A 1,201-nucleotide genomic window follows, 5' to 3' on the forward strand; every position below is an offset into this window, starting at 1 on the left:
ATAGAACAGAAGAGAGAATTCTATTAGATGGTTATTAAGGAGCAGTTAGGGCCTGTTGACATTCCACATAGGTAGCCACAGATATCCACACGCTATAGCTACCATACTCTCGTAATTTCGCTTCAGTTTGTCATATCGTGTCGCTATTGCCCGATACTGCTTTAGCCAAGCAATAGCATTACCCACCAATACCACAAACCAACCCTTCATCCGGTTGGTTTTATTATGCCTACTCTTGCGTGTTTGCGCGGGTTCATGCGGATTATTGCGGACTTCCTAGCTTCAAGAGATTCACCAAATTCGCTCAGTTTTTCTCTCTTTGTGCCAATATTCTCTCTACCCCTGCCCGTCATGCAAATGTGAAGTCCACAAGTTCTAATTTTTTTGATAATACAAATCAATGTATTACATGCGGACTAATCAAGTGGTTTATTTTCAGCATTGGTAGGCGGATGAAACCTCCTGTAGTACGCAATACTATTTCTAATGGCTTCCAATAGAAAATTCCCTTATGGAAAATATGGGCTTATGGAACACATGATATTGCATGTTTCCTGGATTTGGTCGACTGGATTAGCCTTCATCGTTTGCTGCAATCGATTCGTAATAAGCAACCACCCAAGTTTGAAAAATATTATTAGCAAATAACTGAACCAAGCATTACAAATCATTCTTAACTCACTTGCTCTGACATATTGTCGTTGGAAACGGATAGTTCACACAAACTCATATATTAATTGTTAAAAATTACTAATTGACAGAGCAGCTAAAAGAGAGAGAAATCAGAAAAATCTATATGACGGCGGAGGTAGGAAATGGATGAAGAACACCTTTTTTCACGTCTGGCAGAACAAACAGGGTTGCTTTTAACTGCCGAGGGCATCCCAGTATGATTAAAATTTTTTAGGAAAGAGGTATTATTGTAGGAAGATCTCAAGAACATTGATCGTTTAAGCAGCTTTTTCAGACGTGATGAATTTCAGCGAAGAGATGCAATACAGGAAAAAAAGAGCATTCAAAGCTAATTCACATAATGTACGTATTTAATAAATATTGTTTAATCTCAGGATGCTATAATTATTATAGAATTTAACTATTTTTCAATACTTGAATTCAAGTAATAAGTGCATAACCCACCAATCTTTCGGCATCTGTTCCTGACAATTCTCGGAACACCTCGTAAGGCGTCCTAAACCCCAGG

1 pseudogene is annotated in these 1,201 nt (G+C 38.1%); it reads right to left on the reverse strand.

The features are described 5' to 3' along the window. Positions 1-45: 45 nt before the first annotated feature. Positions 46-189 (reverse strand): annotated as a pseudogene (locus BM122_RS21315) (IS5-like element ISHch3 family transposase); the annotation flags it as partial. Positions 190-1,201 lie beyond the last annotated feature (1,012 nt).

This window comes from Nitrosomonas communis (genome assembly GCF_900114745.1).
Lineage (GTDB): Bacteria > Pseudomonadota > Gammaproteobacteria > Burkholderiales > Nitrosomonadaceae > Nitrosomonas > Nitrosomonas communis_A.